This is a genomic window from Phaeobacter piscinae (assembly GCF_002407245.1).
Classification (GTDB): Bacteria; Pseudomonadota; Alphaproteobacteria; order Rhodobacterales; family Rhodobacteraceae; genus Phaeobacter; species Phaeobacter piscinae.
Window position 1 is genome coordinate 174,112 of the sequence record NZ_CP010682.1, and the last position, 25,081, is coordinate 199,192.

Annotated in this window: 26 protein-coding genes; 16 read left to right on the forward strand and 10 right to left on the reverse strand. The window is 58.4% G+C overall.

Annotation, left to right across the window (positions count from 1 at the left end; translation table 11 throughout):
• Nucleotide 1: 1 nt before the first annotated feature.
• Together phaeop14_RS17940 and nirK are read right to left on the reverse strand one after the other, a co-directional pair.
• Nucleotides 2-760, reverse strand: a complete 759-nt coding sequence (locus phaeop14_RS17940) for a formylglycine-generating enzyme family protein (RefSeq protein ID WP_244905844.1) — start codon at nucleotides 758-760, stop codon at nucleotides 2-4.
• Between the two features lie 37 nt (nucleotides 761-797).
• A complete protein-coding gene (gene nirK, locus phaeop14_RS17945; RefSeq protein WP_040175728.1) occupies nucleotides 798-2,021 on the reverse strand; it encodes a copper-containing nitrite reductase in 1,224 nt (407 codons plus the stop codon).
• Nucleotides 2,022-2,233: 212 nt separating this feature from the next.
• Between nirK and phaeop14_RS17950 the strand changes: the two genes are divergently transcribed.
• Nucleotides 2,234-2,923, forward strand: coding sequence for a Crp/Fnr family transcriptional regulator (locus phaeop14_RS17950; RefSeq protein ID WP_040175762.1), 690 nt, complete (start codon nucleotides 2,234-2,236; stop codon nucleotides 2,921-2,923).
• Nucleotides 2,924-2,997: 74 nt separating this feature from the next.
• Here the strand turns inward: phaeop14_RS17950 and phaeop14_RS17955 are convergent, their stop codons facing one another.
• Nucleotides 2,998-3,225, reverse strand: coding sequence for a DUF1858 domain-containing protein (locus phaeop14_RS17955; protein WP_040175731.1), 228 nt, complete (start codon nucleotides 3,223-3,225; stop codon nucleotides 2,998-3,000).
• A 130-nt stretch (nucleotides 3,226-3,355) separates the two neighbouring features.
• Between phaeop14_RS17955 and phaeop14_RS17960 the strand changes: the two genes are divergently transcribed.
• The 9 genes from phaeop14_RS17960 to phaeop14_RS18000 all read left to right on the forward strand — a co-directional run bounded on the left by phaeop14_RS17960 (nucleotide 3,356) and on the right by phaeop14_RS18000 (nucleotide 11,520).
• The gene (locus phaeop14_RS17960; protein ID WP_096790456.1) at nucleotides 3,356-3,808 is read left to right on the forward strand and encodes a c-type cytochrome; all 453 of its coding nucleotides are present in this window, start codon (nucleotides 3,356-3,358) and stop codon (nucleotides 3,806-3,808) included.
• Between the two features lie 12 nt (nucleotides 3,809-3,820).
• Entirely contained in the window at nucleotides 3,821-5,179 is a 1,359-nt protein-coding gene (locus phaeop14_RS17965; RefSeq protein ID WP_040175734.1) for a cbb3-type cytochrome c oxidase subunit I, read from the forward strand.
• A 3-nt stretch (nucleotides 5,180-5,182) separates the two neighbouring features.
• A complete protein-coding gene (locus phaeop14_RS17970; RefSeq protein ID WP_096790457.1) occupies nucleotides 5,183-5,977 on the forward strand; it encodes a CbbQ/NirQ/NorQ/GpvN family protein in 795 nt (264 codons plus the stop codon).
• A gap of 4 nt (nucleotides 5,978-5,981) precedes the next feature.
• The gene (locus phaeop14_RS17975) at nucleotides 5,982-7,913 is read left to right on the forward strand and encodes a nitric oxide reductase activation protein NorD (RefSeq protein WP_096790458.1); all 1,932 of its coding nucleotides are present in this window, start codon (nucleotides 5,982-5,984) and stop codon (nucleotides 7,911-7,913) included.
• Nucleotide 7,914: 1 nt separating this feature from the next.
• The gene (locus phaeop14_RS17980) at nucleotides 7,915-8,097 is read left to right on the forward strand and encodes a hypothetical protein (RefSeq protein WP_040175739.1); all 183 of its coding nucleotides are present in this window, start codon (nucleotides 7,915-7,917) and stop codon (nucleotides 8,095-8,097) included.
• Nucleotides 8,094-8,324, forward strand: a complete 231-nt coding sequence (locus phaeop14_RS17985) for an NnrT protein (RefSeq protein ID WP_096790459.1) — start codon at nucleotides 8,094-8,096, stop codon at nucleotides 8,322-8,324. The genes phaeop14_RS17980 and phaeop14_RS17985 overlap by 4 nt, the downstream gene beginning before the upstream one ends.
• Nucleotides 8,325-8,349: 25 nt before the next feature.
• Nucleotides 8,350-9,573, forward strand: a complete 1,224-nt coding sequence (locus tag phaeop14_RS17990) for an NnrS family protein (protein ID WP_096790460.1) — start codon at nucleotides 8,350-8,352, stop codon at nucleotides 9,571-9,573.
• Nucleotides 9,574-9,727: 154 nt separating this feature from the next.
• On the forward strand, nucleotides 9,728-10,072 hold the full coding sequence (locus tag phaeop14_RS17995; protein WP_244905845.1) for a hypothetical protein: 345 nt from the start codon (nucleotides 9,728-9,730) through the stop codon (nucleotides 10,070-10,072).
• 59 nt (nucleotides 10,073-10,131) lie between these two features.
• Entirely contained in the window at nucleotides 10,132-11,520 is a 1,389-nt protein-coding gene (locus tag phaeop14_RS18000) for a PepSY-associated TM helix domain-containing protein (protein ID WP_096790462.1), read from the forward strand.
• Nucleotides 11,521-12,741: 1,221 nt separating this feature from the next.
• On the opposite strand, the gene phaeop14_RS18005 is transcribed toward phaeop14_RS18000, so the two are convergent.
• Genes phaeop14_RS18005 through phaeop14_RS18035 form a run of 7 tightly spaced genes read right to left on the reverse strand, consistent with a single transcriptional unit; the run spans nucleotide 12,742 to nucleotide 17,632 of the window.
• Complete coding sequence (locus phaeop14_RS18005) at nucleotides 12,742-13,086, reverse strand: hypothetical protein (protein ID WP_052463964.1); 345 nt, start codon at nucleotides 13,084-13,086, stop codon at nucleotides 12,742-12,744.
• Nucleotides 13,083-13,469 carry a response regulator gene (locus phaeop14_RS18010; RefSeq protein ID WP_014881835.1) on the reverse strand — a complete coding sequence of 129 codons (387 nt, stop codon included), beginning with the start codon at nucleotides 13,467-13,469 and terminating at the stop codon, nucleotides 13,083-13,085. Before phaeop14_RS18010 ends, phaeop14_RS18005 begins: the two co-directional genes overlap by 4 nt.
• A gap of 35 nt (nucleotides 13,470-13,504) precedes the next feature.
• On the reverse strand, nucleotides 13,505-14,368 hold the full coding sequence (locus tag phaeop14_RS18015; RefSeq protein WP_040175746.1) for a CheR family methyltransferase: 864 nt from the start codon (nucleotides 14,366-14,368) through the stop codon (nucleotides 13,505-13,507).
• Nucleotides 14,365-14,853: a chemotaxis protein CheW gene (locus phaeop14_RS18020; RefSeq protein WP_040175748.1), complete on the reverse strand. Its 489-nt coding sequence runs from the start codon at nucleotides 14,851-14,853 to the stop codon at nucleotides 14,365-14,367. Before phaeop14_RS18020 ends, phaeop14_RS18015 begins: the two co-directional genes overlap by 4 nt.
• Nucleotides 14,837-16,972, reverse strand: coding sequence for a chemotaxis protein CheA (locus tag phaeop14_RS18025; RefSeq protein WP_040175750.1), 2,136 nt, complete (start codon nucleotides 16,970-16,972; stop codon nucleotides 14,837-14,839). The genes phaeop14_RS18020 and phaeop14_RS18025 overlap by 17 nt, the downstream gene beginning before the upstream one ends.
• A 1-nt stretch (nucleotide 16,973) precedes the next feature.
• A complete protein-coding gene (locus phaeop14_RS18030) occupies nucleotides 16,974-17,348 on the reverse strand; it encodes a response regulator (RefSeq protein ID WP_014881839.1) in 375 nt (124 codons plus the stop codon).
• Nucleotides 17,345-17,632: an STAS domain-containing protein gene (locus phaeop14_RS18035; protein ID WP_096790463.1), complete on the reverse strand. Its 288-nt coding sequence runs from the start codon at nucleotides 17,630-17,632 to the stop codon at nucleotides 17,345-17,347. The genes phaeop14_RS18030 and phaeop14_RS18035 overlap by 4 nt, the downstream gene beginning before the upstream one ends.
• A 391-nt stretch (nucleotides 17,633-18,023) precedes the next feature.
• Between phaeop14_RS18035 and phaeop14_RS18040 the strand changes: the two genes are divergently transcribed.
• The 6 genes from phaeop14_RS18040 to modC all read left to right on the forward strand — a co-directional run bounded on the left by phaeop14_RS18040 (nucleotide 18,024) and on the right by modC (nucleotide 24,916).
• On the forward strand, nucleotides 18,024-20,441 hold the full coding sequence (locus phaeop14_RS18040) for a methyl-accepting chemotaxis protein (protein WP_096790493.1): 2,418 nt from the start codon (nucleotides 18,024-18,026) through the stop codon (nucleotides 20,439-20,441).
• A gap of 156 nt (nucleotides 20,442-20,597) precedes the next feature.
• Nucleotides 20,598-21,539: a CheB methylesterase domain-containing protein gene (locus phaeop14_RS18045; protein WP_052463820.1), complete on the forward strand. Its 942-nt coding sequence runs from the start codon at nucleotides 20,598-20,600 to the stop codon at nucleotides 21,537-21,539.
• A 24-nt stretch (nucleotides 21,540-21,563) separates the two neighbouring features.
• Complete coding sequence (locus phaeop14_RS18050) at nucleotides 21,564-22,118, forward strand: chemotaxis protein CheD (RefSeq protein ID WP_040182304.1); 555 nt, start codon at nucleotides 21,564-21,566, stop codon at nucleotides 22,116-22,118.
• A gap of 189 nt (nucleotides 22,119-22,307) precedes the next feature.
• Nucleotides 22,308-23,123, forward strand: a complete 816-nt coding sequence (modA, locus tag phaeop14_RS18055) for a molybdate ABC transporter substrate-binding protein (RefSeq protein WP_096790464.1) — start codon at nucleotides 22,308-22,310, stop codon at nucleotides 23,121-23,123.
• Nucleotides 23,124-23,132: 9 nt separating this feature from the next.
• Entirely contained in the window at nucleotides 23,133-23,831 is a 699-nt protein-coding gene (gene modB, locus phaeop14_RS18060) for a molybdate ABC transporter permease subunit (RefSeq protein WP_096790465.1), read from the forward strand.
• Entirely contained in the window at nucleotides 23,825-24,916 is a 1,092-nt protein-coding gene (gene modC / locus phaeop14_RS18065; RefSeq protein ID WP_096790466.1) for a molybdenum ABC transporter ATP-binding protein, read from the forward strand. Before modB ends, modC begins: the two co-directional genes overlap by 7 nt.
• Nucleotides 24,917-25,081: the final 165 nt, after the last annotated feature.

The window sequence follows — 25,081 nt, forward strand, 5'->3', positions numbered from 1 at the left end:
GCTAAAGCGGAGTATCCCGGACCAGCCTCAGGCCCAGATGTGCTGGCGGCGATCCTACGGCACAGCCACCCCGTGCCGGGTCGCGGACAAGGAATGGTACGGCTGCCAAATGTTCGCCTGCCACAAAATACGCCGGACAGCGGCTGGAACTGGCCCCGGAGGCACCGGCATAGCAATCCTGCGTCCACTCCCAGACGTTGCCGTCGAGATCGACAATCCCATCCGGTGATGTCGTATAACTGCCTTGCGGACGCAGCGCCCGGCTCTTTTGTTCGCCCAAGAGATAGGTCGACGCCCAGGTGAGATCTGGATCTGTGAAGATCGGATCAGGTTCTTCCGGGAGGACGGGTGCTGCGAGATGCTCCCATTCCGCCACGCGCGGCAGGCGATATCCGCCATCGCTGCGGGCGTTGATCCAGGCCAGATACTCGCCCACGTCAAGATAGCTCAGCCCGGTTGCAGGCGTGGTCGCGGCATCCTGATTAGGGCGTGTGCGCAGGTTCAGCGCACACACGCCGTCGGCATGGCAGCGGTTCCACTCGGCTACCGTGACCTCATGTTTCATGACGTAGATAACATGCTGACCGCCATGCTCTGCCACCGCAGGCACCAGCTCTGGCTGAAGGATGTCCTTCCCCGCAGGTCCGACAGACACGCGGGGGAGGAATATGGCGACCAACAGGACCAGCGCCGCCACAAGGGCGCCCAGACCCAACAGGACAATCCGGTCAGCAGGGCGGTGCAATGTGGCAGCAATCATTGTGCTCTCCTATGGTCGTTATACGCAGTGGGTCCGTTCAGGTTTCAAAGCTGCGCGGCGCAACTACCTGTTCCATCAGCGCATTATCCCAGGCGCCATCGACGACGAAGTGGGCAGTGGCCCCCAGCAGAACCGCCTCAATCAGATTGTGGTTCACATAGGCATAAACGCCAGGCTGTTCGAAGGTGTACATCGCTGCCATGGCGCTGCCGCCACGCACGAACCAGCTCTCGATACCTGTGAGCGGCGCATCGGTGAAAGATCCGGTCTCCCAGACATAATTGCCGTGGCCGCCGATCAGGTGCGGACGGGAGTCGCGGTTGGCCTGATTGTGGATCATCAGAACCGTCTCGCCGACCTTCGCGCGCAGTGCATTGTCGCCGGTCAGGGCACCGACAGCGCCGTTGAAAACCGAATGGGTTGGCACCAGCGTCCGCATCGCGTCCATACTGTCAGCATAGTCGTCGCCTGCCAGTTCATAGGTGCGATAGTCGCCGTTTTCGTCCATCGGCAGGTAGTAATCCTGCTCACCGATATAGGCGATGCTGTCATAGCGCAGCGGATTGCCCTCACCGTCTTTGAGGCCATCGCGCGGCAGCACCATGATGGCACCATTCATCCCATGGGTAACGTGATAGGGGATCATCGCGCCGCCAGGCGCGCAGTGATAGGTGAAGCAGCCGGGTTTGGTTGCTTTCCAGCGCAGAACAGTTTCTTCGCCCGGGAAAACATGGGTGAGACCGCCGCCCCCCAGCGCCCCGGTGGAGGCGTGAAAGTCGATGTTGTGTTCCATCTGGCTGTCTGTCGGATTGCGCAGGGTGAGTTCGACATAATCGCCCTCATGCACGATGATCAGCGGGCCGGGAACAGACCCGTTGTAGGTCAGCGCCCAGATCTCGGCGCCGGTGTCCTCATCCACCACCATCAGCCGCTCTTCGGTGATCAGTTCGATCTCGACGATTTTCGGCCCTCCGGATGCTACCTGCTCATGTTTGGGAGCAAACGGCGGCGCCACCAGTTCCTGTTTGACGCGGGTGTATCCCGACAGATCCACCGGGGCTGCCTCCGCCTGTGCCTGCGCTTCGGCTTGAATGAACTGGGGCGCCGCGCCGCGCAATGGCGGCACCGCTGCCCGACGACCGGCCCCGTTGGCCGAGGAAGCCAGCCCACCGGTCATCGCCGCAGCACCGGCCAGAACGGTTCCGCGCAGCACATTGCGACGGCTTGTTTGCGCAAGCCCGGGGTTGAAACGTTTGGTCATTGTCGCTCTCCTTGTCTTAGGCGTGGTCCGCCGTGGGCGAGCCGCGTTTGCTGATGTCGCGATAAATTTAGCTGATCACCACATTCGGGACGTTGCGGCAGCGCAAAGACAGCGGCGGTTTTTTGGCTGACCAACCCGCGGTCAAAGCACCGCGCGGGTGACGCCCCCCCGGTTTTGTTTTAGGATCATGACAACGCTTGTTCGGAGATGCCGTGCGCCACCTACATGAAAGCCTGCTTCGCCCGCTGCCACCATTCTCGCAGCTGGCCGACGCGCAGATCCGCACGATCCTTGATCACGCCAGCAGTCGTGGCGTTGGGCCTGGGCAAACGGTTTTTGCCGAAGGTGATCCTGCGGAGACATTTTACCTGCTGCTAGATGGCACCATTCGGGTCGTACGGATCTCCAGCGACGGTGAACAGGTGACCTCCTTGCATATTCCGCCCGGCCAGTTGTTCGGAATTGCACGGGCACTGGGGCGCGACAGTTATCCAGCCACCGCCGTTGCCGCGAGCGAGGCGCTGATCCTCTCCTGGCCAACCGCGCTGTGGGACAGTTTCATCGCCGACTACCCAGGCTTTGCCACAGAGACCTATAAAACGGTCGGCGCCCGTATTGGCGAGATGAACACCCGCATCATGGAGATGTCGACACAACATGTCGAACAACGGGTTGCCCGGGCTTTGCTGCGATTGATCAATCAATCCGGGATCAAGGTCGCGCAAGGAATCGAGATCGGGTTTCCGATCACCCGTCAGGATGTTTCAGAACTCACCGGCACCACTTTGCACACGGTCAGCCGCCTGCTCAGCGCCTGGGAGAAAGACGGGATGGTCAGCAGCAAGCGCAAGAAAATCACCATCTGTGACCCTCATCGGCTGATGCTCCTCAGCGATCCATAACGGTGCCACCGGCGCGGAGCAGGCGTGGTGTGCCTCCGCTGCACCGAATCTTCTGATCGGATGGAAAACCGGGATCAGCCCCGGTTCTGGCGCGCGAGTTCAACGGCGTCTGCCAGCGCGGCGCGAAACACCTCTTCATCCAAATGATATTCCGCGCAGGCTTCGCTGACGGAATGAAACGGGCTGACCATGCAGCCAACGCACAACATGTCGTGGTCCATGAAGACCCGGACCGTCTCCGGCCAGGTCGTCATAAGGATATCCAGCGGCAGGTCGGGGTCGTCCAGTTTTGGCGGCGGCATGACGGGTCAATCCTCTCTCTGAGGTCAGGCTAGCAGTGGCAATCGCGCCAAACCTTGCGCTTGCACAACCTTTGCCTCTGCTGCCCGGGCTATCACCAAGCGATCAGCAACTGCCGGAAAGGGCCACGCCATGGCTGAATTTCTGACCAAGTCGCGGGCGCGCAATGTGTTCTACGGAGGATCGATTTTCTTCGTTGTGGTGTTCATTGGCATGACCGTGCACAGCCACCGCTATGTGGTGACAACCTCCACCGCAGGAATGCCCCTGACCGAAGCCGTCACACTGGGCAAACGGGTCTGGGAACGACACTCTTGCATCAACTGCCACACGCTACACGGCGAGGGGGCATATTTCGCGCCGGAAGTCGGCAATGTGATGACCAGATGGGGTGTTCAGGATGACCCTGAGGAAGCCTTTGAAATCTTGAACAGCTGGATGGAGAGCCAGCCCAGCGGTGTCGAAGGGCGCCGTCAGATGCCTCATTTCGAGTTGACCGAAGAGGAAACCCGCGGCCTGGCCGAATTCCTGCGATGGGCCGATCAGACCGACACTCAGGGCTGGCCGCCGAATGACGCGGGCTAAGGGAGAGACATCATGAAATATCAATCTCAAAAGGTCGCTCAGGCCTATTTCATCTGCGCGATGGCGCTATTCGCAATTCAGGTCCTCGGCGGGTTATTGGCAGGTTGGGTTTATGTCTCACCCAATTTCCTGTCTGAACTGCTGCCCTTCAATATCATTCGTATGCTGCACACCAACGCGCTGATCGTTTGGTTGTTGCTTGGCTTCTTCGGTGCGGCCTATTTCCTGATCCCGGAGGAATCCGAGCGCGAGATCTACTCGGTCAAACTGGCCTATCTGCAGCTTGCGATCCTGATGATCGGCACACTTGGGGCGGTTGGGTCCTATCTGGTCGGCATCCACGGAGGGCGCGAATTTCTGGAGCAACCACTCTGGGTGAAGTTTGGTATCCTCGTCGCTGCGCTGATCTTCCTCTTCAATGTGTCGATGACAGTGCTGGCGGGGAAGAAAACCGCGATCACCAATGTCTTGTTGATGGGGCTATGGCTGCTGTCGCTGCTGTGGATCTTTGCCTTCATCAACCCGGAAAACCTCTCTCTGGACAAGATGTACTGGTGGTTTGTTGTCCACCTCTGGGTGGAAGCAACCTGGGAACTGGTGATGGCGGCGATCCTTGCCTTCCTGCTGCTGAAGCTGACCGGGGTCGACCGTGAAGTGGTTGAAAAATGGCTGTATGTTATCGTCGCCACCGCTCTTTTCTCGGGCATTTTGGGCACCGGTCACCATTTCTACTGGATTGGTTTGCCCGGCTATTGGCAGTGGGTTGGTTCGATCTTCTCAACGTTTGAGGTGATCCCCTTCTTCCTGATGATGTCCTTTGCCTTTGTGATGGTCTGGAAGGGACGCAAGAACCACCCAAACAAGGCTGCTCTTTTGTGGTCGCTCGGGTCCAGCACCGTTGCCTTCTTCGGTGCGGGTGTCTGGGGATTTCTGCACACGCTGCATGGGGTCAATTTCTACAGCCACGGCACCCAGATCACCGCTGCACATGGGCATCTGTCCTTCTACGGGGCTTATGTGGCGCTGAACCTCGCGATCTTTACCTACGCGATGCCAATGCTGCGTGGACGGGCGCCATATAATCAGGTTCTGAATATGGCCAGCTTCTGGCTGATGACCGGCGGCATGGCGTTCATGACGTTCGTGCTGACCTTTGCCGGAACCATTCAGACCCATATGCAGCGCGTCATCGGGGACTATTACATGGATGTGCAGGACAGCCTGTCGATTTTCTATCTGATGCGGTTTGGGGCCGGCGCTGCGGTTGTGATCGGGGCCTTGCTGTTCATCTACGCGCTTTTGGTGGTGCGCCGGGATGAGGTGATTGCACCCGGACCGGCGCATAAGACCGGCACGGTTGCGGGGGAGTAAGTCATGAACATGCATGCTCCCCGCCCGATCCCGCATTACCATGAAATTGCTCAGGAATGCGCATTGTTCGAAACCGCCCATGCCCAAGGCCTGCCCCTTCTGTTGAAGGGGCCGACCGGCTGCGGCAAGACACGGTTTGTCGAACATATGGCAGCCCGGCTCGATCGGCCGCTGTATACCGTTGCCTGCCATGATGATCTCTCCGCCGCTGACCTGATTGGCCGGTATTTGTTGAAAGGGGGCGATACCCATTGGGTCGATGGTCCACTGACCCGCGCCGTGCGCGAGGGGGGGATCTGCTATCTGGATGAGGTTGTCGAGGCGCGTAAGGACGTCACTGTGGTGCTTCATCCACTGACCGACAACCGCCGCACGCTGATGATTGACCGCACCGGCGAGGAACTGGTGGCGCCGCCCGGCTTCATGTTGGTTGCCTCTTACAATCCCGGCTATCAGAACGTGCTGAAGCGGCTCAAACCTTCGACACGGCAGCGGTTTCTCTCTGCCAGTTTCGATTTTCCCGACCCGCAGTCGGAATGCGCCATCGTCGCTCAGGAAAGCGGGCTGGATGTGTCGAAGGTGCAACCGCTTGTACGGTTGGCCGGTCATATCCGCGCCCTGTCGGGCATGGATCTGGAAGAGGGCGTGTCGACACGGCTGCTGATCTATACCGCCAGTCTGATCCACCGCGGCATGCCAATTGAGCCAGCGCTGGAGGCTGCGATCATCGAACCTCTCACCGATGAAGAGGACATCAAACAAGCGCTGCGCGATCTGATCGCGACGATCTACGGGTAGCGTTATGAAATTGCTCGACCTGATGGAGCCCGAGGAAACTGTTGGCAACCTCTGGCACGATATGGCCAGCAATCTCGCCGGTGAGGTCGCAGAGGATGGCGCGACGCTATCTGCTGCGGCCTGCCGGTTGCAGGACCTGAGGCCCAGCCTTGCAGTGCTGTTTCGCGCCTTGGGCGGGGCAGCGTCGGTCGATCTGGTCGAGGCACCTGCCACGGTGGCACAGCACCGGCGATCCCTGACGCACCGGGTTGCGGCAGATCGGATGCGCGAGTTTATTCCACGTTACGACGGTAGGCGATTGGCCCTGCCCCCGGTGATGGCCTGCTTTCCCCGCTATGAGCTGAACCGGGCTGCCTATTTCTGGCTGGTCGCACAGGCTGCGGTCGCTGATCCCGCAGAGCTGCAACCGCAGCCGCCCAATTCAGCCCGCGCCGCCGATCTGGCCCGGATCCGGGCCACCCTTGCCGCCAGCCACCGTGCCGCCGGGTATTGCCCTGGCCTGCGGCAAACCTACCGACAAATGGCAAGCCTGTGCCTGGAACAGCGCAAGGCGCAGCCAGCCCATGCCGCTGATCGGATGGTCGCAGAACAGGTTCTCGCGGCTTTGTCTCAAGATCCTTGGGAAGTCGCGACCGACCAACCGCTGAGCACAGATTTGCCAACGGAGACGGGGCGCTATCTGCCGTTTGCGCCGGTACCGTTCTGGGTCCGTTTTGAGGCTCCCGGCCACGCCGCAATGGCCGCAGAAGAAGCCGCCGAGCAGGCGACCGCGCTGCCGACTGCGGCAAGTAGCAGTCGCAAGCTGGGCGCGCGCATCGATCAGGATCAGGCGCGTCGTAAGGACAGTTTTATCCTGCATCGGTTTGAATCCATCCTGTCCTGGGTGGAGTCGATGAATATCAACCGCAGTGTTGATGATGATGACCCTGACAATGCCCAAAAGGCCGCAGAGGATCAGGATCTTATCCCGCTTACCAAGCATGACCGTCGGCTGGCGTCCCGGTTGCGGCTGCATCTGGATCTATCGCCCGCAGATGCCGAACACGAACGGCTGAGTGCGGAATACACCTACCCCGAGTGGAACCATCTCAGCCAATGTGAGATGACGGATCACTGCCGCGTGCTTGAGGCGGATGCACAGCCTGACGCGCAGCATCCCTTTCGACCCGACCCCCGCCAGATCCGGATGGTGCGTCGCCAGTTCGAAGCGTTGCGTCCGCGCCGCATCCTGCAGCCACGGCAAGTCGACGGCGCCGAGCTGGATCTGGATGCAGTTATCTCCAACCAAGCCGATCTGGCGGCAACCGGGCGTGGCAGCGATCGGCTTTGGCAGAGCGCACGCCAACAGCAGCGCGACCTCTCGGTTGCCTTTCTGATCGACACCTCGCGGTCCACTGAAGCCGCGATTGCTGACAGCAGTGTGATCGACATTGCCCGCAACGCTATGGCGGCGCTGGCTCTCGGGATTGACGTTGCAGGCGACAGATTGGCGATCTGGGGCTTCTCATCCCTGCGCCGCGACCGGGTGTTCCTAACCCGCTGCAAGGGGTTTGACATGCCGATGTCCGATGCTGTCACCGCCAATATCGGCGCGCTGCAACCGGGCCACTACACCCGTCTTGGGGCCGCGATCCGCCACGTCAGCGCCCAGCTGGCGGCAGAGCCATCCAGCCGTAAACTGCTGATTGTCCTAACAGATGGCAAGCCTAATGATCTCGACCACTACGAAGGCCAGCACGGTATTGAAGACAGCCGCATGGCCGTACGTAGCGCCCGCCGCGCGGGCCAAAGCCTGCATGGCATCATCATCGACGAAGACGGTCAGGACTGGTTCGCCCGGATTTTCGGCCGCGGCGGGTTTTCGCTCCTGCCGAACCCTGCCCGACTGTCACGGGCCTTGCCCGACATCTACCGTAGTCTGACACAGGAGAGCTGACATGCGTTATATCTTATCCGGAATAGTCTGCGCCGCGATCACCGCCCTGCCCGCGCTGGCCACGGGTTTCGACCGCCCGGCCCCGCAGGCGCAGTCCGCAACCGCTGAGTTCTGGTTTGCGCTGGCCTGTATTGCGCTGGTGCTGGCCCTTGCAGCGGTGCATGTATTGGTGGCAAGGCGATGACATCGCAGGCGGGCTGGTCGCGCAGGCGTATCGCAATCGCACTTTATCCTTTTGGTGTAGGCGCGATGGCGGTCAATGTCTTCTTTGCCTCCCTGATCACCAGCTGGCTTGGGTTGCCGGTGTTGGGAACCGGCGCCTCCATCGCGATCGGCGCGCTGATTGCGGTGCCTGCCACTTACGCCTTCGCCGGACATATCCGGCGCCTGATGGACTCAGCGCAGCCCTAAGTATTTTAAGAAACGGATCTGACCTATGACAGTGACAACAGACGCAGGTCGCATGGATATAAACGCGCCAACTTGGCCCCCCGCCATTCTCTCCTACGGCTTCCGGCCATTTTTCTTCCTCGCAGCGCTTTGGGCCGGGCTGGCGATGATCGCCTGGATCGGACTGCTGAGCGGCGCGCTGACGCTCCCGATCATGCTTGATCCGGTCTCCTGGCATGCCAAGGCATTCCTGTTTGGATACCTCAGTGCGGTGCTGGCTGGCTTCCTACTCACGGCGGTTCCAAATTGGACCGGGCGGGCGCCGCTCAAAGGCTGGCCGTTGCTGGGTTTGGTGCTGCTCTGGCTCGCAGGGCGCGTCACCACCCTATTTGCCTCAGATCTGTCTGCTGTCGTTGTGGCCTTTGTCGATCTGAGTTTTCCACTGATCCTCGGATCGGTGATCCTGCGCGAGATCATCGCGGGGCGCAACTGGCGCAACCTTGTTGTTCTGCTGTTGCTGGGGCTGCACACATTGGCGCTGCTGCTGGTACATCTGGAAACAGCAGGAGGCGGATACCCGGCGCAAGGCCTTGGCATGCGTTTAGGATTGGCAACGGTGATTGGCATGATCTGCCTCATCGGTGGTCGCATCATCCCCAGTTTCACGGGCAATTGGCTCATCAAAACGGGCGTTGATGCCCGTCCCGCCAGCCCGATGCAACGGTTAGACAAAGCTGTCTTGGCTATCAGCCTGCCCGCCCTTGGTATCTGGGTGGCGATGCCTGATCATCTTGCGGCGGCGGTCGCATTGACGATCTTCGCAATAGGGCACCTGCTGCGCATGGGGCGCTGGCAGGGACACCGCACGGCGTTAGAACCATTGCTCGCGGTGCTGCATCTGGCCTATGCGATGATCCCTGTCGGCGCGGGTCTCATAGCTATGGCGCAAATACCGCAGGTGCCACTGGACGCAGCCGCAGCACAACACCTCTGGATGGCAGGCGCCATTGGCATGATGACCCTTGCGGTAATGATACGTGCCACGCTGGGCCATACCGGGCGACCGCTGGTGGCTTGCCCTGGCACAAAACTGATCTTGCTGGCGCTCTTGGTGGCAAGCATCGCTCGAGTTGTCGCCGGGATCGGCGTAGGCAGCGCCGATTGGCTCTATCACCTCTCGGCTACGGCCTGGTGCGCCGCATTTTTTGGATATGCGCTGGTCTATGGGGCTGCTCTTTTTTCAGCCAGACGGGCCGCCGGGCAGGCATAGCGCGTTGTCAGACCCCGGGCGCGCCATCGCACAGCGCATGGCCCTTTCGGGTTTCAAAGCCCTGTTTCCACCGCAGAACCACTCGCAATTAAACCTCAGTCACACTACGACACTCTTTATGCGATTCGCGGTTCATATTTTTCCACGACTGGCCATGATTCTGGCGCTCGTGTTGGCCTTGGCCAGCACTGGTTTTGCGCATACGATTGAGCGCGCCGAAGACTCCCCCGACTACGCAGCCTTTGTCGCGGCAGGCGGTGCACTCAGTGATCTATGTGGCGACAGTCAGGATCCGGGGCACGGCACTCTCGCACAATGTGAAGCCTGCCGACTGGTTGCAGCCGCGCTGATACCCGGCCATCCGGCAACACCCGGCGTCGCATGGGTGCAACGACCAACGGCCTCCGCGCCATTGGCAAGGCGACCGGACAGCTCGCTTTGGCGTGATCCGGCCCATGGCAGCCGCGCTCCTCCCGCGCATTTGACAACTCTTCTCTGACGTCAATTGCAACTCAGGTGCTGTGCTAACAACAGCATCCAAAGGCCTGGAGCCAACCCATGAATATGCCCAATTCTACCGCGCAGCCGCAGGGCAGCGCGCAAAAACTCTATTTTGCCGCCTGGCGGTGGCACTTCTACACTGGACTGTTTGTCATTCCGTTTCTCGCTGCACTTGCGGTTACCGGCCTCGCCATGCTTTGGATCGCTTGGATCGATGGCCGCGATGGTGAGCGTACGCCGGTGGTTGCGCAAGAACAGGTTCAGCCGCTCTCAGTGCAGGCCGAAGCCGCGCAAGCACGCCTGCCAAACGGCGAGCTAAGGCAATATGTGGCCCCCCGCGCCGCCGATCGCGCAGCGCTTTTCCGTGTCGATCACGAGGGTGATGCCATCATGATCGCGGTTGATCCCTATACTGCGGAGGTTATCGAGACCTTCCCGCGCCGCAGCGGATGGTATGATTTTGCGGATAATCTGCACAGTGATCTGATGCTTGGCGTCAGTGGTGACCGCATTCTGGAAACCGCGGCCTCATTGGCGTTGGTGCTGATTGCAACCGGCCTTTACATGTGGTGGCCCCGGACGATTGGGTGGCGTCGCGCCTTGCTGCCCAGCCTGGGACGTGGTCGCAGCCTGTGGAAATCACTGCATGGTGTGGTTGGCATCTGGATCTCACTGTTTCTTGTGCTGTTTCTCATTTCCGGCCTAGCCTGGGCTGGCGTTTGGGGGGGCAAAATGGTGCAGGCCTGGAGCCAGTTCCCGGCCGAAAAATGGGACAATGTCCCGCTGTCCGACGATATTCATGCCAGTATGGATCACGCCCGTCGCGAGGTTCCATGGGCGCTGGAACAAACGCCGATGCCCGCGTCGGGCAGCGATGTGGGGCTGGTTGGTGTGACTACTGCTCTCATCAACCTCGACAGCATTGATGCCTTCGCCCGCCGCATCGGGTTTGAGGAGCGATATCAGCTGAGCATTCCGCGCGGCGACACCGGTGTCTGGACCCTCAGCCGGGATTCAATGAGCACAGACAGCACCAACCCCACCTCCGACCGGACCGTTCATATCGACCGCTACACAGGCAAGATACTGGCCGATGTCCGGTTTGCCGATTACTCTTGGGCGGGCAAGGCGATGGCGATTGGCATCGCCCTCCACATGGGGACGTTGGGTCTATGGAGCGTTCTTGCAAACACGCTGGTTTGCCTGTCCGTCCTGTTTCTGTGTCTCAGCGCAATTGTGCTCTGGTGGAAACGCCGCCCGACCAAGGCTGGCCGTCTTTCGGCACCGCCAATGCCAAAGGAGCTGCCCCTCTGGCAGGGCGCAGTCTTGGTTGGCCTGGCCGTGTCCATGGCGTTTCCGATGGCTGGGCTGGCGTTCCTGACGCTGCTTGTTGTTGACTGGATGATCCTGTCCCGCCTCCCGGCTCTGCGCCACAGGCTGACCTAATGTCTCCCTCCCATGTGCGCTGTCGAATTCCGGCGGGCATGGGAGGAAAATATAGCTATGAACCAAATGGTGATTTGAATTTTGCAAACATTTTGTCCAAGCAACCCCAAAGCATCGGCCTTCCCCTTACGGTGATGATTGTGTTGCTCACCCGGTCGTGCCTTGTCTTCTGACGGGTTACGGATCACTCAAAAATTCACTCTGCACAGGCGGCTACGGCGAACCCTCTTTGCAGAATATGCAGAAGAAATCGGCTTGGAAAACCGACTTCGCTGCGTTGAAATATTTAGCGGTCAGATCTAGGAGTCAGAAGGGCATATCCATTCTTTTGTATCCGCAAACAGCTCGACAGTTCCTGCCTGAGAATTGAGGTCGATGGTCGAAGGTGACGACCAACAGCGACATCAGATGAAACGGTACACCGTAGTTCTCGGGCCTCAAATTCGTCTCGGTGAAATCAGAACGTAAGTAGATCAATGGTGTCAGCTACATTTGCGTAACAATGGCAGTCTGTCTCTCAGTGACGCCAGATCCGCGTTCTCTTAGGGTGATGGGTAAGTCAGTGAGCCGTTATAACAAGCGCGATCTAACTTTTTATTCCCCTCGGCCTCCGCGTGGCCCCCGAAAGGCCGCAGCCAATACTGGACCCATGGTGCCAAATAATTCTTTCACAACTGTAAGAAACTTCTGCACCTGCATATCGTCAAGGGATCAACGTGGGGAAAGGACAATATCAGTACATGTCACCTGAACGCTCTTCCATCCATAAGCGCAGAACTGACTTGGTGGCGCGCCTGGGTAAGCCGCTGCGGGAAGAGACAGCAATCAATGACTACATCGATGGGGACTACAAGACGCATCCCAGGTGCGTGGCACCGGGAAAGGAAAGGTAGTGCCAGCAATTAGAAAGTCACAGAGTCGAGCACATCGCGCGGAGCTGGGGCGGGACAGGTTCAATCTCTGCCAAGAAGTCAGCAGCGCAAACAAGCGTTAGCCAACTAGCGTAAGTGTTAACTGCCAGTCGGCGTACTGGTTCTCGCTGACGGTCCGCCCGCCATTCGAAGAACGTGGTGCGTCGACCAATTCACGCAGGCTAGCCAAGAGTTAACGTCTTACTGTCGAAGAGGTAATTCGGCATATCAAAGACGACAGGTGTAGCGACGATCAAACATTGAAGACCTAAGCCAGGCCTGCACCGCCGAGACGACGGTGCAGAATTTTTTAGTGCTGAGCTGCGCTAGCAGGGTCGCGCAGCCGGTCGCGCAGCTTGTGCAATGTCACAACCGCACTGCTATCTTCGAGGTTGATACCACCAGTATCCGCCGCAAGTTTTCTGAGTTCCTCGTAGAACTTCACCATTGCGGCCAGTGTCTGCACAATCAAGTCGAAATCCTGCAGAGACTGCCGTTCTTCGCGGGTCGGAGGCGTTCCGCGTTCAAAGATGGTCAACACAGTATCCTCAAGCAACTGCACCTGCTCTTGCAGCCGCTTCATCTCAGCGCGCGACACATCGCAAAGGTCACTGATTGTGTGGCCTCTCGGCGGTGGTGTCGACTGCATGTTCATAGACGACCAACCACTTGCTCAATCGCCTGCTTCATCGTGGCAACGGTGAAGGGTTTGCGGATAATGTTGTTCATCGCGAGACGGCGACCAACCTCGACGATTTCGGGAGTTGGCTTACCTGTCACCAGGATGAAACCCACCCGTTGTGTCACCCGATGTTCTCGCAGTGCCTTCAGCAGACCAAGCCCATCCATGCCCGGCATGTTGTAGTCTGATAGCACTAGGTGCACCGGATTGGCGACGAGCTTCTGAAACGCGGATTGTCCGTTATTTTCAACCATATAATTACTGACACCTAGCTCATCCAGGCATTGGGTCAAGATACCTCGGCTGGTCGACATATCATCGACAACCATCACGCGCAGGGAGTCTTTCAAGCTCATTTTTTGTTCCTCGTTTTCTTATTGTGCCGGACTGCTCAGGTGTTCCGACCGGCAGGAGAGTTTAAGTAAGTGGTGATTCCAACGGTCTGCAGCGCAGATGCCGCAGGCCCGGACATGCGTTCTGAATGGCCGATAAACAGATAGCCGCCAGGGTTCAGGCTGCGTTGAAAGGCATGCCAGACCTTCTGTTGCGTCGGCGTGTCGAAATAGATCGCCACATTCCGGCAGAAAATCGCATCGAACTTGCCTTTGAAGGGGAAAGGCTCAATCAGGTTGAGCACCCCAAATGTCAGCAGTCCGCGTAGATCATCACGGATCGCCCCATCCTGTCCTTCGATCTTGTAGTATCCGCTGTATTTTTGCGGGATTTGCGACAGCTCGTCAGCGGAATACCTGGCTGCGGATGCCTTGCGTACAACCACAGGATCAATATCCGTGCCAAGGATTTTCACATCCAGCCTTTCCACGTCAGGACAGAGCTCTTTCAACACCATGGCTATGGTGTAGGGCTCCTGCCCATTGGAACATCCTGCAGACCAGATGCGCACACGATCCCCGCGACGTGCTTTCTCCAGCAACGGCGGCAGGACATCATCACGCAACGTATCGAAGTGATGCGGTTCGCGAAAGAACTGCGTCACGTTTGTGGTCAGCAGAGACAGCAACTCGCTGCGTTCTGCATCCGCGTTGGGACCATTCAATTCCTGAAGGTAGGATTTGAAATCAGTGTAATTCAGCTTGCGCAACCGCCGCGCCAAGCGTGAGGAAACCAGAGGTTTCTTGCTGCTCGACATAGCCAGCCCAAAGTGCTTGTGCGCAAAATCGGCGATGGATTCAAAATCCTGATCAGACAGGGTGAAACCATCCGCACGAGTATCAATGGGGTTAGCAAAAGTCACGAGATCACCTGTTCCGGCGCAGTGATGACAGCATCCAGGTTGATGATCCGCACCATCGTCTCATCGTGCGAAATAATACCCTGAATGTAATCCATCGTATTACGGCTATCGACCGGCGGCGTGTCTTGAATATCATCTGGATTGATCGAGATAATCTCAGAAACAGACTCAGCCAGCAGGCCAACTGGCTTGCCATGTACCGAGACGACAATCACGACATTTCGCTCACTCGCTTCGGTCTGCTGGAGCCCGAAGCGCGCTGAAAGGTCATAGATCGGGATCACGGCGCCCCGCAGGTTCATCACGCCTAGGACGTCCGCCGGAGCATGAGGTAGGATCGTAACCGGGGACCAGCGCCGGATTTCCCGGATCTGGGTGATTTTCAGACAGAACGCCTGGCCAGCAACGGTGAAACTGACAAATTCGCTGTGCTCGGCGTGTTTGATTTCCGAGTCGTCATACTTGGCTTCAGCTTGCGATTGCATTGCTTATTCTCCGCTCTGTGTCGAAAGCGGCTGCAGAAGGCGAAGCCGCAAGAATACTTTCTGGATCAAGGATCATGGCAATCTTGCCGTCACCAAGAATGGTTGCTGCCGCAACGCCGGGGATATTTCCGCACACTCCGTCTAGGCTCTTGATGACGACCTGACGCTGGTCATGGATGTCATCCACGGCCAAGGCACTCCGCTGACCGGTCTCTGTCTCGACCAGAAGATAAACCCCGGGAGGCTGATCCTGATCACCCTTGGACAGTCCCAATGCGCCACCAACATCGCAAACAGGTACGAAGTTTCCTCTGATTGACAGCAATGTGCCATCCGCGCCTAGGTTGTTGACCATGTCGTCGCTGCCCCGCATCGTCTCGACGATCGAGGTAATCGGAACCACCATGGTTTGATCTGCGACGGAAACGACCATCCCATCCATGACGGCGAGTGTCAGCGGCAGGATAATGGTGAAAACCGAGCCCTTTCCCGGCGTGGAGGAGATATTGATCCGCCCGCCCAAGGCTGTGACTGCGTTTTTAACCACATCCATTCCGACACCGCGTCCGGAAAGATTTGAGATCTCCTTTGCAGTGGAAAAACCCGGCAGGAACAGCAAGTTGTCGATCTCGCTATCAGTTAGATCCGCGTTCTCCGGAATGAGCCCTTTATCGATAGCGATCTGCTTCACGCGCGGCCGATTGACACCGGCACCGTCGTCTTTGATCTCAATGCAGACGCTGCCGGAGCGATGAGATGCCGATAGCCGGATTTCACCGCTCTTGGTTTTGCCGCCCGCTTCGCGATCTTCGGGCTTTTCGATTCCATGGTCGACTGCGTTGCGCAGGATATGGGTCAACGGATCGGACAGTCGCTCAATGACGGTCTTATCGACTTCGGTGCCCTCACCCTCGGTGATCAGCTTGGCAGTTTTTCCAGTCGCCGCGGAAGCTTCCCGCACGATCCGCGCCATCCGCTGAAACAGCGGTTTAACAGGTTGTGCGCGAATGGACATGACACCTTCCTGGATATCACGGGCCAGATTTTTGAAGCCCTCCAGCTCGGTTTCCACGTCCCGTAGATCTGCGACGTCAAGGTTGGCAATCTGTTGTGCCAACATTGAATGGTTGATGATCAACTCGCCAACAGCATTGATCAACCGATCGACCCGTTCCAGGTCGACCCGCAGCGTCGGGTTTGGCCCACGCTGATCGGATTTCGCGGCCTCAGCTTTTGGTGCCGCCGCCTTGGCGGCCACCGGGGCTGCCACAGCCTCCGGTTCTGGGGCTGAGACCGGCGGTTCAAAAGGGGCAGCCACCTGATCACCACCTTCCTCCGGGGCTGTACCAAATGCAGCCTCCAGCGCAGCCAGGGCATTAGCGTCGTCCTCTTCATCCATATCGGATTCGATTGACAGCTCACACAGCCCTTCTACAAACTCAAAAACTGACTCGATTGCCGACTTTGACTCTGTCGTCGTGAGCGTCAGCGCCCAGATCAAGTAGCTTTCATCGGTATCCAGTGCATCGAAACCGGGCAGCTCACTCTCGTCCAACGTGACCTCAAGCGTGCCGAGGTCGGCCAAGGTCTGGAACAAGAAGTAGGGTTCGTTGCCCGTACCGTACATATCTTTGAGAGGGTGAAAGCGGATGTTGTAGATCCGCTCTTTTTCCACTTCGATCGGCGCCATTTCAAAAGCGCCGCCCAAACCCATCGGCTGAAACACCACCTCTTCTTCGTCCTCGTCAATATACTCCTCAAGAGCTGACACGAGCACGTCGTTATGCGCCTCATCTACACTGCCACCATCACGGGAGGTCGCCACAAGATCGGACAGGTGATCGCTACAGCGCAGCAACAACTGAATTAGCTTAGTATCGAGTCCAAGCCGGTTTGCGCGCACTTCGTCGAAGACGGTTTCAAATTTATGGGCAAACGCGACCAGCTCATCCAAACCGAATGCACCCGCGCCCCCTTTGATCGAGTGAACCGCCCGGAAGACAGCATTGACCACCTCAGGGTCATGATCGCCTCCTTCGATAGCGGTCAAACCCTCATCCATTGCTTCAAGGAGCTCTTCGCACTCCTCGAAGAATGTGTCCTGTATCGACCCCGCCATCTCAGGCCGCAGCCCCAGTAACGCGCTTCAGCGCGAAAATCAGAGACGCATCGTCAAAGGGCTTGGTGATCCAGCCAGTCGCACCAGCGCCACGGGCGCGGGCTTTCAACTCGGGTGCGCTCTCGGTGGTCAGAACCAAAATCGGCACCTTCGAATTGATGCCATCACCGCGCAGCTCTTCAATGACGCCAAAGCCGTCCAGGTTTGGCATGTTGATGTCAGTGATCACCACATCCGGCGCCACATCGGCATACATGTCTACGCCTTCACGGCCATCTACGGCGCAATGATATTCGAAGCCGGCTTCTTCGAGCGCGGCGGCCAGGAGATTCCGGATAGTGCGGGAATCGTCAATTGCCAGAACTTTCGTCTTCATGCTGTTTCCTCGTCTTCAAATCGGTTGGGCTCGAGCCCCAAAAGAGTGAGCGATTTCCGGCACCCTTCGGTGACCTTGGCCACTGAAAAGCCCAGCCCCTCTGACCGCCATTGTTGTTCTGCACTCAGCAGAAGCTGCAGGCAGCGCGACGGCATAACCGCCACATTGCTGCAATCAATCTCCACTGTTTGAGTGCGCGCCCCGCGCAAGAATGCGATCAACGGATCCAGATCCGAGAAGGCATTGGGCAGGTCCAAAGTGTGTGTTTGCGTTTCCGTCGTCATGGTCAGCGATTCGCACCCCCGTATTCGGCGACAGGTTTCAAGTCGATAGGGTAGGAGTAGACCGCGGGCCTTAATATTTGATTGCCGAAACCCACGCTGACCGCCCGCAATCAGCGTGGAATTGGCCGTAAAAACCAGCCGGAATTTCGCTAAATTTTAGCCGTTCGCCAACAGCCGTCACAATTGAAGGCGCATGGATCTCCCGGATGAGCAACCCGCACCAGGAGGTATATATATACGGACTCACTCACCTCCTGAGTTGATGATCTTTACCGAGAAATTACCGTGAAAAACCAACCTCGCGTAAGGTCGAAATTAACTCCTAGCAGGCATCAAAGGATACAAGGAGAGGGCCTCCACCCGCTTCCTGTGCCTGTGAATGGAGTATCCGATGAAAATAATTCCCAACCTGCGCTTGGCATATAAGCTGCCCCTGTTCATCATAGGGTTCAGTGCGCTGGTCACCGCAATGTTTGTGACAATCAGCTCGCTTGCTTTTCAGCGAAATGCGATCGCCCATGCTGAGGAACAATTTCATGCCATGACCGAGGACCGCAGCATGGCGCTGAAGGCGTTGGTAGAGGGAATTCGCGCTGACGCCTCAACCTTGGCCGCAATCCCCTCAACGGCGACGGCGCTGGAATGGTTCACCATGACATGGGAGGGGATCGAGGGCGATCCGGCAAAAACACTTCGCAATGCGTATATCGATGCAAACCCCAATGCAGCAGGCGAAAAACATCTGTTGAACCGCGGCATCGGTGATTCACCCTATCATATGCACCATGCCCGATTTCACCCTTCGCTGACGGCAGTTCTTGAGAATAAAGGATACTATGACGTTTTCCTGATCAATACCGCTGGGGATGTCGTTTATTCCGTCACCAAAGAGGCGGACTACGCCTCAAATCTTGTCGATGGTTTGTTTGCAAGTTCAGGGCTCGGAAAGGCTTTTAGGACAGCCATCGACATGTCAGCAGGTGACGTCGTATTCGCGGACCTTGAAGCATACGCTCCGAGCAACGGCGCCGCCGCTGCCTTTGTGGCAAGTCCGGTTTTTGACGCCGCTGGTGATTTGCAAGGGGTTATCGCCCTTCAGGTACCGGTCAATATGCTGACCAAAATCGTCAATCCGATCACCGACATGAATGAGACGCTAGATGTGTTTATCGTCGGCCAAGATCTGAAAGTACGCACCAACTCGCGGAATGATGACGTGCACCAGGTCTTGGAACAATTGCCAGAGACAGAACAGATTTCGGCCGCCCTTGCCGGTGAAAGCGGCTTTTACGCAAATGCAGTGAATTCGCACGGTACCTCAGTTGTCGCATACTCCGAACCGGTCGGCATGCCGCAGGCCAATTGGGCTATTGTTGCGGAACAGGATCGCGCGGAATTATTCGCTCCTGTTGTGCGGGAACGCAATCTTATGCTGCTGATCTCCCTGATCTGTTCAGCTGTTATGTCGCTTGTTGGCTGGCTCTTCGCCCGCTCAATCACCCGGCCTATCAATCGTATATGCAACCGCATCGAGGAAGTCGCATCAGGCAATCTGGACACAAATGTTCCGGAAGCAGGGCGTAATGATGAAATCGGCGACATCGGCAGACAGCTGATCAGCCTGCAAGATGATCTCAAGCAGGCGCGCTCAGCTGAGCTTGATCGTGCAGAGCTGCAACAGCAACAAGAGGTTGTTGTCGAACAGCTGAGTTCAGGCCTGGTGCGCCTCGCAACCGGGGATTTTTCTCAGCCCATTTCCGATCCTTTCCCGTCGCACCATGAAAAACTCCGCGAGAATTTCAACCGCACAGCCGAGACATTGAGCACGACCGTGACCCAGGTGATCGACACCGCCGAGAGCATTCGCAGTGGCGCAAATGAAATTAGCCAGGCCTCCGACGATCTGTCGAACCGCACCGAAAGCCAGGCCGCCACGCTGGAGGAAACCGCGGCCGCCCTTGACGAGATGACGGCCAGCGTGAAATCCGCCGCCGAAGGCGCGCGCAGCGTCGAAGGCATCATGCAAGAGGCCAAGCAGGAAGCCGAAACCAGCGGTGAAGTGGTTCAGAGCGCAGTCTCTGCCATGACCGAGATCGAGCAATCCTCGACGCATATTTCGCAGATCATCGGGGTGATCGACGATATCGCCTTCCAGACCAACCTTCTGGCGCTCAATGCCGGGGTGGAAGCGGCGCGCGCCGGTGAGGCTGGCAAAGGCTTTGCGGTGGTTGCCAGCGAGGTGCGCGCCCTGGCGCAGCGCTCTTCGGATGCGGCGATGGAGATCAAGACGCTGATCGGTGACAGCACCAAACAGGTGGAGCGCGGCGTGGATCTGGTCGGCAAGACCGGCGATGCACTGCAAAGCATCGTCGAGCGGGTTGGCCATATCTCGAAACTGGTGTCTGGCATTGCGACCGGTGCCAGCGAGCAGTCCACCGGCCTGCATGAGATCAACACCGGCGTGACCCAGTTGGACCAGGTCACCCAGCAGAATGCCGCCATGGTTGAAGAGGCCACTGCCGCCGGGCACATGCTGAATGCGGATGCCAGCAAACTGGCTGAACTGGTCGCGCATTTCCGCGTGGCAGCGGGCGGGCGGCAGGCAGCGGCGCCGGTTCGCAAATCCGCAGCGGCGCCGGCGCCAGCTCAGATCCAGGTTGCCGCGCAAGATACTCCCCCCGCCGCCCCCAGTGCCGCCCCCAGTGCCCATGGCGATGATTGGGACATCGAAGCGGTCACACCCAAGCCGGCACCGGCCGCTGCCAGCAGCAGTGGCAATGCCGCCAAGGACATCTGGCAGGATTTCTGATCCCGCCAAACGCCCCCAGCCCCATTCCAGGGTTGGGGGTCGTACATCTGAAACACTTCGGCCTTTGTCCGAACGCAACAAGCGGAATGAGCATTGTCACAGAGCCTATTGATCATCACCACGGACCGGCGTTTTGCGCAGAACCTACAACAACATATGGAGGCCACTTACCCGGGCCTTCAAGTGCTTTTGGCCAACAATCTGATGATGGCCTACAATCAGGCGGAGGCGGGTCAGCCCACTTTTGCTTTCGTCGAGGATGGGTTTACCAAACTGCCCGAATTCGAAATGATGCTGGCTCTTTTCTCAGCGCTCGATATCCGCTGGGTGTCTGTGATGGACAACCATAGTTCAACACCGGCACGGAGCTCCTCGCCCTTGCTGGATGTTGGTGCCGGCATCTTCGAGCTGACGAAATCCGATAACCCTCGTGATTTTGCAAGCTACTTCGACATGATGGTCAAGGCACCACGCAGAGATCAGCGCTCCCCCTTGCAAAAGCAAACCGCAGGCGCCGCCTCAGGTCCCGGCAGCGACAAAATCATCCTAATCGGTTCCTCCACCGGCGGCGTCGAAGCTCTGAGAAATGTACTGGTTGGATTTCCGCTGAACTGTCCGCCAACCCTGATCGTTCAGCACACCGGCAAGAACTTTGGTCGCGGACTGGTCTCTCTTCTGGACCGCATCTGCCCGGCCAAGGTGCTAACTGCGGATGACAACATGACGCTGTCTCCCGGCCATGTATATGTTGCGGCCGGTCAGCCACGCCACATGGGCATGACGCCCCGAAAGCCCTATCGCACACGGTTCAAGGAAGGCCCGCCAATTTCGGGGCACATGCCATCCGTCGATGCACTGTTTATGTCCGCCGTTCCCATTGCGAAAAGCGTTGTTGCCACAATTTTAACAGGTATGGGACAAGATGGGGCGCAAGGGCTGCTGGAACTGCGCAAGGCCGGGGCAAAAACCTTTGCGCAGGACGAGAAAAGCAGCGTCGTCTACGGGATGCCACGGGTTGCCTGGGAAATGGGCGCCGCGCAGCAACAGGTCTCGCTCGCGCGAATGGCCGGAACATTGATTCAGGCTTGCAAGACCTGACAGATAACTGGGAAGGAAATCACCTTGAGCGTATTTGCTAACTCCACCACGGTGACCGTTCTACAGGGCGAGTATCGCGTATCGACATCCCCGACAGTGGTCTTCTCCACCGTCCTTGGATCCTGTATTGCCGCATGCATCTACGATGACAAAGTAGGTGTCGGCGGCATGAACCACTTTCTGCTGGCGTCCTCAACCGCCAGCGACAGTGTGAATGCGCGCTACGGCATCCATGCCATGGAACTGCTGATCAACGGGATCATGAAAAAAGGGGCGCAGCGCGAAAACCTGAAAGCCAAGGTTTTCGGTGGGGCCAAAATGTCGGCTAACCTCTCAGATATCGGCGCTTCGAACGCCGATTTTGTCCAGCGCTTCCTGCGGGACGAGGGAATCTCGGTGGTATCATCCAGCGTTGGTGGCACCTCTGCGCGGCGTGTCCGTTTTCACGCAGCTTCAGGGGCTGCGCAGCAAACGCAGGTCAAAGATGACCGACGTTTGGGCGAGCAGGAGCGTGTTGCTGCGCGGCCGGCACCCGCGGCCAAACCAGCAGCAGATGTTGGCGCGGTTACTCTGTTCTAAGCACGCTGACACCAGAATCTCTGCCTGAAACATAGGTACAGATACGAAATCAGGTTTTTTTGAGAAGGGTCCGGCGCAGACGGACCCTTCTTACGATACAGACGTCTCGGCATAGCCGCCGAGTTGCACCTTGCCGCCTCTTCACTTGACCCGTTATCATCCTGATTTCATGTGACGACAGGACGTAGCGTGCAGAGCCAACACCAAACGGATTGCCCCATAGGACCGGGACCGCGGATAAGCCGACATCTCGCATGCCTCGCTGTGGTTCTGGCCCTGTTCCTGCCGGGATCCGCACTCGCCGACCGCCTCACCGTTTTTGCTGCAGCAAGTCTCAAAAACTCGCTTGAGGAGATCGCCGACGTCTATAAAGCCGAAACCGATACCACCATTGACTTGTCTCTTGCCGGGTCTTCCCTATTGGCGCGGCAGTTGCAGTACGGCGCGCCAGCGGATGTTTTCATCTCTGCCAACGCCGCTTGGATGGATTGGGCCCAGTCGCGAAACCTGATTGCAGCCGAGACACGCATTGATCTCCTCGGCAATTCCCTCGTTCTGATCGCGCCAACCGTAGCCCCAGCAACCGTGCCCTCCCTCTCCTTGCAAAATGCCTCCGCACTGCATGCTCAGGTACAGAATCGCCCACTGGCGATGGCCCTGGTGGAGGCGGTTCCCGCTGGGATTTATGGCAAGTCTGCGCTGCAAGATATCGGCCTTTGGGATCAACTGCAGCCATATGTTGCGCAGACCGACAATGTGCGCGCTGCTCTTGCACTGGTTGCCCGCGGGGCTGCTGGTCTGGGTGTGGTCTACGGATCCGATGTGATCGGCAACCCCACTGTCACCGTTGTGGACCGGTTCCCGCCGGACAGCCACGCACCAATCATCTACCCCGCCGCCGCAACCCATGACGGGCAGGAGGCCATTGATTTCCTGAACTTCCTCAGCAGTCCGATTGCGAAAGAGATCTTTGTCGGGCAAGGTTTCACCGTGCTAGTGGAGTGACCCAACAGAATGCAGTGGCTTGGCCCCGAAGAATGGCAGGCGGTGGCCTTGTCCCTGAAGGTATCGTTCTGGGCAACCCTTCTGTCGCTGCCGCTGGCGCTGTTGGTGGCGCTGGCGCTGGCGCGCGGGCAGTTTCGGGGCAAGGCATTGCTGAACGGGGTGGTTCATCTGCCATTGATCCTGCCGCCGGTGGTTACTGGCTACATCCTGCTCATCGTCTTCAGCGGCCCCAGCCCGGTTGGGACTGCACTGAACGCAGTCGGTATCGTCTTTGCCTTTCGCTGGACCGGCGCGGCCCTCGCTGCTGCAATCATGGGGTTTCCCTTGATGGTCCGGGCCATACGTCTATCGCTGGAGGCGGTGGACCCCAGGCTGGAACAGGCCGCCGCAACGCTGGGTGCCTCGGAGATCTGGGTGTTCGTGACCATCACCCTGCCCCTGATCCTGCCCGGCGTTCTGGCTGGAGCCGTCCTTGGCTTCGCCAAGGCAATGGGTGAGTTTGGCGCAACCATCACCTTTGTTTCCAATATTCCGGGCCAGACGCGGACGCTCCCCTCAGCAATCTATGCTTTTCTTCAGGTGCCCGGTGGTGAAACCGCGGCGTTGCGGTTGGTGGTCATCTCCGTTGCCCTCGCCATGGCGGCGCTGCTGGCGTCAGAATGGCTGGCACGCCGGGTCGCAGACCGGGTTCGGGGCGCCAGATGTTAGACGTCAGGCTAACGCATCAGCTGGGGCAGTTGGCCTTGGATGTGGATTTTTCGGCCCCTGCCGGAGTGACCGTTTTGTTCGGCCGTTCCGGTGCCGGCAAAACCACTGTCGTCAATGCTGTGGCAGGTCTGCTGAAACCCGGAACCGGCAAAATCTGCCTCAGAAACCGCGTTGTTCTGGACACAGAAGCCGGGGTAGATACCCCCCCGCACCGTCGTCGCATTGGCTACATCTTTCAAGATGCCCGGCTTTTTCCCCATATGAGCGTTTCTAAAAATCTTATGTATGGCCAAAGGTTTATGCCCAGAAACCGAGAAGCAGCGACATTTGACACCGTGGTCGAGATGCTCGGATTGGGCGCCTTGCTGAACTGCCACCCAGCCACTCTTTCGGGTGGTGAAAAACAGCGTGTCGCAATTGGCCGCGCCTTGCTGTCGGCACCGGATATGATCCTGGCGGACGAACCGCTGGCCGCCCTGGACGAGGCACGGAAGGCCGAAATTCTGCCCTATCTGGAACGGCTGCGCGACGAAATCACGCTTCCTATTCTCTATGTCACCCATTCAGTTGCTGAGGTCGCCCGGCTGGCAACCACCGTGGTTGTTCTGCAAGACGGCCGCTGTATCCGCAGCGGCCCTGCTGATCTGGTGCTGGCCGATCCGACCATCATGCCAACCGGCGTGCGTGGTGCCGGTGCTATTTTGCAGGCAACAGTACAGCAGCATCACGCAGATGGGCTGAGTGAATTGAACGCCGGTGGCCTCGCCCTGTTCCTTCCCCGGGTGCCCCATCCGCCGGGCCATGCCGTGCGTGTCCGCATCTCCGCCCATGAGGTGATCCTGTCACGCCAGCGCCCCGTTGGCCTCTCTGCATTGAACATTCTGCCGGGCCGCGTCACCGCACTACGCAGTGGCGAGGGGCCGGGCATTATGATCTCTTTGCAGACCCCTGCAGGAGCTTTGCTGGCGCGTGTCACCCGGCGATCTGCCGCCGCATTGGATCTGGCCATTGGCACGGACTGCCATGCGATTGTGAAATCCGTATCGATCGCGCCAGAAGATGTGGGCGGAACCCGCACAGGCTGAGCCGCTGCACCCCGTATCGTACTAGAAACCACCATCAAACGGCTGATTTCTCTCGGCAACTGCGGCCCTCTGCGGTATGCCAAAATCAATCATCAGGCGGATCACAGCACCACAGGTCCGGATGAGAACCAGCGAACTGCGGAGGGGCATATGCGGCAACACCAG